This is a genomic window from Glutamicibacter sp., assembly GCF_050701915.1.
Taxonomy (GTDB): domain Bacteria; phylum Actinomycetota; class Actinomycetes; order Actinomycetales; family Micrococcaceae; genus Glutamicibacter.
Map to the genome: position 1 here is coordinate 20,665 of NZ_JBOGEG010000042.1, position 6,863 is coordinate 27,527.

At 58.8% G+C, this 6,863-nt stretch carries 9 protein-coding genes; 6 read left to right on the plus strand and 3 right to left on the minus strand.

Annotated elements, in window-relative coordinates; genetic code table 11:
• Positions 1-539: 539 nt before the first annotated feature.
• Both ACRDT3_RS17005 and ACRDT3_RS17010 read left to right on the plus strand, forming a co-directional pair.
• Positions 540-824 (plus strand): hypothetical protein, encoded by a 285-nt coding sequence (locus ACRDT3_RS17005; protein WP_431494116.1) that lies wholly within the window; start codon positions 540-542, stop codon positions 822-824.
• Positions 824-1,597 (plus strand): hypothetical protein, encoded by a 774-nt coding sequence (locus tag ACRDT3_RS17010; protein ID WP_431494117.1) that lies wholly within the window; start codon positions 824-826, stop codon positions 1,595-1,597. Before ACRDT3_RS17005 ends, ACRDT3_RS17010 begins: the two co-directional genes overlap by 1 nt.
• Before the next feature lie 403 nt (positions 1,598-2,000).
• On the opposite strand, the gene ACRDT3_RS17015 is transcribed toward ACRDT3_RS17010, so the two are convergent.
• Together ACRDT3_RS17015 and ACRDT3_RS17020 are read right to left on the minus strand one after the other, a co-directional pair.
• The gene (locus ACRDT3_RS17015; protein WP_431494118.1) at positions 2,001-3,707 is read right to left on the minus strand and encodes an AMP-binding protein; all 1,707 of its coding nucleotides are present in this window, start codon (positions 3,705-3,707) and stop codon (positions 2,001-2,003) included.
• Between the two features lie 354 nt (positions 3,708-4,061).
• Positions 4,062-4,187: a hypothetical protein gene (locus ACRDT3_RS17020; RefSeq protein WP_431494119.1), complete on the minus strand. Its 126-nt coding sequence runs from the start codon at positions 4,185-4,187 to the stop codon at positions 4,062-4,064.
• Positions 4,188-4,279: 92 nt separating this feature from the next.
• On the opposite strand from ACRDT3_RS17020, the gene ACRDT3_RS17025 reads away from it, so the two are divergent.
• The 3 genes from ACRDT3_RS17025 (at position 4,280) to ACRDT3_RS17035 (ending at position 5,183) form a co-directional block, all read left to right on the plus strand.
• A complete protein-coding gene (locus ACRDT3_RS17025) occupies positions 4,280-4,477 on the plus strand; it encodes a hypothetical protein (RefSeq protein WP_431494120.1) in 198 nt (65 codons plus the stop codon).
• 194 nt (positions 4,478-4,671) lie between these two features.
• Positions 4,672-4,920: a type II toxin-antitoxin system Phd/YefM family antitoxin gene (locus tag ACRDT3_RS17030; protein ID WP_431494121.1), complete on the plus strand. Its 249-nt coding sequence runs from the start codon at positions 4,672-4,674 to the stop codon at positions 4,918-4,920.
• Complete coding sequence (locus ACRDT3_RS17035) at positions 4,917-5,183, plus strand: Txe/YoeB family addiction module toxin (RefSeq protein WP_431494122.1); 267 nt, start codon at positions 4,917-4,919, stop codon at positions 5,181-5,183. Before ACRDT3_RS17030 ends, ACRDT3_RS17035 begins: the two co-directional genes overlap by 4 nt.
• A 36-nt stretch (positions 5,184-5,219) precedes the next feature.
• Here ACRDT3_RS17035 and ACRDT3_RS17040 read toward each other — a convergent pair whose 3' ends face one another.
• On the minus strand, positions 5,220-5,738 hold the full coding sequence (locus ACRDT3_RS17040) for a thermonuclease family protein (protein WP_431494123.1): 519 nt from the start codon (positions 5,736-5,738) through the stop codon (positions 5,220-5,222).
• Positions 5,739-5,945: 207 nt separating this feature from the next.
• Here ACRDT3_RS17040 and ACRDT3_RS17045 point away from each other — a divergent pair, with 207 nt between their 5' ends.
• Positions 5,946-6,815 (plus strand): VOC family protein, encoded by an 870-nt coding sequence (locus tag ACRDT3_RS17045; protein WP_431494124.1) that lies wholly within the window; start codon positions 5,946-5,948, stop codon positions 6,813-6,815.
• The last annotated feature ends 48 nt before the right edge of the window (positions 6,816-6,863 follow it).

Here is a 6,863-nt window from a genome sequence, read left to right on the forward strand (position 1 = left end):
GGAGCGGTGTGACTTAAGCCACGGCATGAGAACTCATAGTATGAGTGTCAGCTCACGATGTAAACTGTTGGCTTCTTAAGCGGGAAACCTCTGGAAATAAATCCGCAGCGAACCCTGGCGGCTTGACGCGAGGACGGGGAGCGGTGATGGGCTGGTGGACGTTTCGAGGGAAAAGAAAAATCCAGGGCGCCTGCCGAAGCCATGCCCGGAAGGCGCTCTGGATGCTCGGCCGGGATGAACCGGCTGGCGAGGACGCTGCCGGTGGCGGGCTATCGGAGCGAGCTTCAGGGTCGGAGTGCCGGTTGCCAATTCACCAGCACCGGGCTCATGTTGCGTTCTAGCCCCTTTGGTGCAGGAAAATCATGCTTATTTTAGTGGTAAATCGGTGGTAAGGTTGTGGTATCGAGAGAATCTCGGCGAGAAAGGCAAGAGGCCTGCAGATGGGAATCACAACGACGATTGGAACGGCTCACGCGGAAACGTCTCGCATGGATTTCCGCGAGATTGTGCGGAGATTGAACGCGTCCCTCGGAGCAGCAATGGTTTCGGCGATAGCGGGCGCGAAGGACCCTAAAGCAAGCTACCGCTGGCAAAAGGAGAACGGAACGGTCCCCTCGGATGCGTCCCAGGCTCGTATTCTGCTAGCTCACCGTGCGTGGATGATGGTCTCGGATGTTGATGGAGAACAGGTAGCTCGCCAATGGTTCCTCGGCGCTAATCCCTGGCTCGACGAGATTTCACCCGTCGAAGCCATTTACCAGGATCGGTTCAAGGCTGTGATCGATGCAGCCGAGGCCATGTCCTCAGGGGGGTACAACGGATAATGAACGGCACATCGGAAGAAGTGGACGGTCAGCCAAGCATTGTGCGCGAACCCCTGACTGGCTTCCGCATCGCAGCTGAAAGCTACGGTGCGATTAATCCCCCGAAGCGGGGTTACTTCTTCCCTGATGACGTCGGAGTATGGAACAGGTATGACACAACCGGCCGTACTCTGTACGCGGCGTCCACGCGCCAGGGCGCCTTTACTGAATGCCTTTACGGTTACCGGCTGGACCGTAATTCCCGGACTGCCATCGACTTCATGGCAGAACTGTTCAACATCACACAGGCAGAGGCCCATGCTTTACACATCGAGGAGCAGAAAGCGCTGGGGCACGATGAACCCGGAACGTTTCCCAGAAATTGGCGCGAAGGCCGCCGGCTCTACGAGCTGACGAGCAAGACCGACCTACTGTGGTTCGACCTGAACACAGCGCATTCGCTGGCCTATATCGACCGGAACTTTGGCTCCGAAATTGCCAATATCTGTGGTGTGAACGCCGTTGACCTATCTCACCTGCTCGGAGCAGATCGCAAACTCACCACCTTGATTTCCACGAGGTTGCGCAACTTGCGGCTCCACGATGGTAGCTTCGCGGACGGGATCCGCTTCACTTCCCGCCACGGGGTCGGTAACTGTTGGGCGTTTTGGATGAGGCGTACCGATGACGGGCTCGACAACGAACTGGTCTTCGCAAGCGAGGGCCGGAAGATACACGCAGACGATCGGGATCTGCTGAATGTCTCTGAACGGTTCAACATCCGCTTTAGCTAATCGTTGTGCAGCGTCTATTCTGCTTCTCTGTCTTCTTCTGATCGTGCAGCATGGGCCGTTAGCGTATCTGTGCTTTCTGATAGTGATCCCAGCAGTTTGTTGCACTGGTGGCCAACGTGCAGCACTAGAAAATGCTCTCACTCTCAGGGCTTTCGCGGCGGTTGCCATTGGATGCAATGTATCAATGTTCTCGGAAGTTTGGCGTGGCGCGGCAGGCTATTTCTTCTGGTGCGGGAAAGCTCGGGGAATAAACCCAAAGGAACTAGCATCGTGGACTCCGAATGAAGTGCACTGCCCTCGAACTTCGCGTGGGTAAAGAATCTGTTGGATGCTCTAATCGCAAGGCGAATCCAGGGCGCCTGCCGAAGCCATGTCCGGAAGGCACCCTGGATGCTCGAGGTCTCTACCCCTTGAGATTCGGGAAGTCGGTGTCCTTGTATTCGGCGCCTGCCGGGGCGCGTCCGCTGTGCCGGCGCTCTTCAGCCTGGCGCAGCTCCACCCGGCGGATCTTGCCCGAGATCGTCTTGGGCAGGTCCGCGAATTCAAGCCGGCGGATGCGCTTGAAGGCCGAAAGGTGCTCGCGGCAGTAGGCCAAGATCGATTCCGCCAATTCCGGTCCGGGCTCATGCCCGCCGGACGCGACGATGTAGGCCTTGGGCACGGTCAGCCGCAGCTCATCCGGTGCTGGAACTACGGCCGCTTCGGCCACGCCGGGGTGCTCAATCAGAACCGATTCGAGTTCGAAAGGGCTGATCTTGTAGTCGCTGGACTTGAAGACGTCATCGGCGCGTCCGACGTAGGTCAGGACGCCGCGTTCGTCCCGCTCGGCGATATCCCCGGTGTGGTAGACCCCGTCCCGGAAGACCTCATTGGTCTTTTCCTCGTTCTCGAAATAGCCCTTCATGAGCCCCAGCGGGCGCTTGGCGGTGACCAGGCAAATTTCACCCAGGTCGCCTTCTTCCCCGGTGGCCGGATCGCGCAGCACGATCTCGTAGCCGGGCATCGGGCGTCCCATCGCGCCGATGGTGATTGGCTCTGCCGGCGGATTGGCGATCTGCACCGTGGTTTCGGTCTGCCCGAACCCGTCGCGGATCACCTGCCCCCAGGCCTTGTGGACCTGGTCGATGACTTCTGCGTTGAGCGGCTCGCCGGCCGAGACCAGTTTCTGCGGGGGATTGGCCAGCGCACCGAGATCGGCCTGGATGAGCAGGCGCCAAACGGTCGGTGGCGCGCAGAAGCTGGTGACGTGCCGGGCATCCATCTGGTTCATCAGGGCAACTGGATCGAAGCGGTCGTAGTTGTAGATGAAGACCGTCGCTTCGGCAATCCACGGGGTGAAGAAGTTGGACCAAGCGTGCTTCGCCCAGCCAGGGGAGGCGACGTTCAGGTGAACATCGCCTGGTTCGAGGCCGATCCAGAACATCGTGCTCAAGTGCCCGACTGGATACGAGGTATGCGTATGCTCGACCAGCTTGGCCTTCGATGTTGTGCCGGAGGTGAAATAGCGCAGCAGCGTTTCATCGGCGCGGGTCGGGGTCTCCAGGGCAAAGGCCGCTTCTGCCGAGGATGACTGGGCATAGTCCAGGATGCCTTGCGGTGGCAGCCCGCCAATTTGGATCAGCGTGTAATTGCCCGGTACCGATTCGAACTTGGGGATTTCGCTCTCGTTGGTGATGACCCACTGGATATGGCCGCGGGCAATGCGGTCGCTAAGGTCGGTGGGGGTAAGCTGCGTGGTGCATGGAACCATGACCGCACCCAGCTTGATGCCCGCAAGCATCGATTCCCATAGTTCTACCTGGTTGCCCAGCATGATGGCGATCGAATCCCCGCGCTTGATGCCCTGGTCGCTGAGCCAGCGCGCGAGTTGGGTGGACCGGGTCGATAGCTCGGCCCAGGTCCGCTGGGTGCAACTGCCATCAAGTTCGGCGATGATTAGTGCTGGTTGTCCGGAACGCTGCGGATCCCGGGCGACTTGGTCGAACCAGTCGAAGCCGAAATTGAACTGCGTGAATTCCGGCCATGCGAATTCGGCGCGAGCCTGGTGGTAATCCTCCCTTAGCTCGAGGAGACGGTCACGGGCTGCTCTGAATTCTTCGGTAACGCTCACAACTAACCTTCCGTAGCTCTGGGTAAACCACCAAAACCCAAGGTGAGGTGGATCACTAGCCAATATACTTGGAAGTCCTAGTGAGTGGAAGGTCGCCGCCGATATAAAACCGGGCCGACCCTGCGCCTGTGTAAAGTCGGACTGAATCCCGGTCCTTGGCTACGCGGTGACCAAGGCCCAGTTAGCAGTCTTTCCCTGATTTCCCGTCCGAAGCGTCGCAGTTTGGCCCTGCTTTGTTCCTTGGGCCCGGCTGCTCGGATTCAGGCTGCTTTGCAGGGTGCTGCTCCTTGGAAGGCTTTTTCTTCTCTGGGTTGCGCTGCGGGGACTTGGGGGAGGAATTCTCATGCGGCTCATTTATGCCCGAGCGTCGTCCTTGGAATTCAGCTCTGGGTTCTTCCCCAGAGCCTTTTGTTCGCGGGTTTCGTCCTTTTTGGCCTTGAGGTCTTCGGCCAGATCGGTCAGGCGCCGTTCGTGCTGCACCTCTAGGGCAGCGGTTTCATCGATCTTCGCGGATAAATCCGTAAGGCCGGGGCTAAGGCGCTGTCCAGCAGAGTGGCGGCGACCGGCTGGCCTTGCCGGACAAGGGCATCGAGCGCATTGGCTGCCGTGCGGCCCAGGGTTACCGCGGTATCTGCCTGGTCCGCGAGCTCGTCGGCCTGTTCCGTTATTTGTCAACAGCGGTTTCGCTCGCGATGGCAGCAGCTGAAGCGGGTAAAAACGTGCTGTTGATTGATCTGGATCCACGAGCAGCAGAGACCAATCCTCAATAAAGTGCCCACCAGGAAATGGTGCTGGGGTATCCCATGGTTAAAGCCAGGCAGCTTTATTTGGGCCGCCCTTCTCCCGTGAAATCTGAGTATTTCCTTCGATGCCCCATGGGAACAGGGACCGGGCTGTTCTTGGAGCTAGGGTCTATCAAGACCAGCTAAAAGTGGTACCATATCTAGTACTACTAAGGAGGGGTATGGCAATCACAACCAGTGAGGCGCGCCGCGATCTTTTCGGCTTGATCGAACGAGTCAATCTTGACCATACCGAAGTGGAGATCATGTCCAAGCGCGGATCCGCGGTCCTTATGTCAAAAGATGAGTATGACTCCCTGGTGGAAACGAGCTACCTTCTGCGCTCACCCAGGAATGCGGTCCGACTGCTTACTGCGCTGGAAGCGGCGCGGGGTGGGCAAGTGTCCGAGCATGGACTTATTGATCCGTGAGCGAAAGGCTGCTGACCTGGACGGCGGTCGGCTGGGAAGACTATCTCTACTGGCAGACCCAGGATCGCAAAACGCTCAGGCGCATCAATACCTTGATTGAGGACGTGCTGCGTGGTGACCCGTTTGAGGGTATCGGCAAGCCTGAACCGTTGAAGCATGCCCTGGCTGGCGCGTGGTCACGCCGCATCGATGAAGCTAATCGACTGGTCTATATTGCCGATGATCGAGCAGTGACAATCCTGCAGGCCAGATACCATTACTGAACGGTTTCACGCCCACGGGTGCCTGGCGGGCGCGCGTTATCGCAACACTTCGCTGGGATCGTGCAGGCGATATCGGTGCTGAATAGGCCGGCCTTGGTGGATTCGGCTTGACGCTGGGCTTGGAGCACCTGTTCGTGAAACTTGTGTCCGGTTCAAACTTGACTGCGACGCCCAGGCCTTGCGCGGCAATATCGCTGTTGATGAGCAGATCGCCGCTATAGACGGCCGCGAGGGTCCGGCCCGCATGATCCGTGCGGTGCACGTCGTATTCCAAGCTAACTCTTTGTCTCGCCGGCAGTGCGTGCTCAAGGTATTCGGTAGTCTCTGGCCGAGGCACTCGACCCCTTTATCCGGGTGAATGGCTTCAGGCGTGTCGATGTTCAGCAGCTGGACTCGAGTTTCTGCGCCCGCCACCCTGATATCCACCGTGTCGCCATCGACAACCCGGATAACCGTACCGCGATTTTCCGATCCGCCGCTGCTGGCGAACACCACGGCACCGGCAGCCAGCGACCCTGCCGCCGCAAGGGAAATCCAGGCGGTCTTCGTGGTCATGGCTGCGGGGTCCTTGGTCTGCGGGCGGGGGAGCCCCAGTTTCATCCTGGGGTAAAGGTTGTATCTTCAGGTTATGCAGATGCGCCAAACTTTCAAAACAGAATTCACTGTGATCGGCTGAACATCCAAATTTCATTGAAGCATCAAGTAATTTGCGATAGGCTGGTGATCAATAAGGAATCGATGCACTTGGAAAAGGAGCTTGCCATGTCAGTACTCCAGCATGACAAACTAGCAGCCACTACCCACATGAACGCGGTCCAGCTCAAGGTCGGCGACATGAAAACCATGAGCGAGTACTACCAGAAGGCCCTGGGCCTTGAAGTGCTGGCAGAATCAGCCGAAGGCACCCGCCTGGGGCGCGGAACCCAGGAACTGGTCAACCTCCAGAACGCGCCAGGACTGCAGCTCCCATCGCGCAACGACGCGGGGCTGTTCCATACCGCGCTGCTCTTCGACACCAAGGCTGATCTGGCCGCAACGGTTTTGTCGGCGGCCCAGTTTGACCAGAGCCGTTTCGTTGGAAGCTCCGATCACCTGGTATCCGAAGCTTTCTACTTCACCGACCCGGAGGGCAACGGCATTGAACTGTACTGGGACCGCCCGCGCGATACCTGGAGCTGGAGCGGTGGCGAGGTAGCCATGGACACCATCTATCTGGATCCGAATAAATTCCTCAATACCCACCTGACCGAACAGGCCATCGCCGAACAGCGCAAGGCGGCTGCCGATATAGGGCACGTGCACCTGCAGGTGGGCGACGTCGCAACCGCCCACCAGTTCTACGTCAACACCCTGGGCTTTGACGAAACCACCACCCTGGGCGAACAGGCACTGTTCGTATCGGCCGGCGGATACCACCACCATATGGCCATGAACGTCTGGAACTCGCGCGGAGCCGGCCCACGCAAGGACACCCTGGGCCTGGGCGAAGTGCTGATCAACGTTCCGACCGAAGAAGAAGTAGGCAAGCTGGCCGAGCGTCTGTCATACGCCAAGGTGGAAAACCATCACACCGGAGCCGAACTTCGCTTCAGGGACCCGTGGAACAACGAACTGCGCGTAGCCGTGGGCTAGCCCGGATCCGATGCCCTATGGCTTCATTGCCCCTGGGCGCTCGCCGAA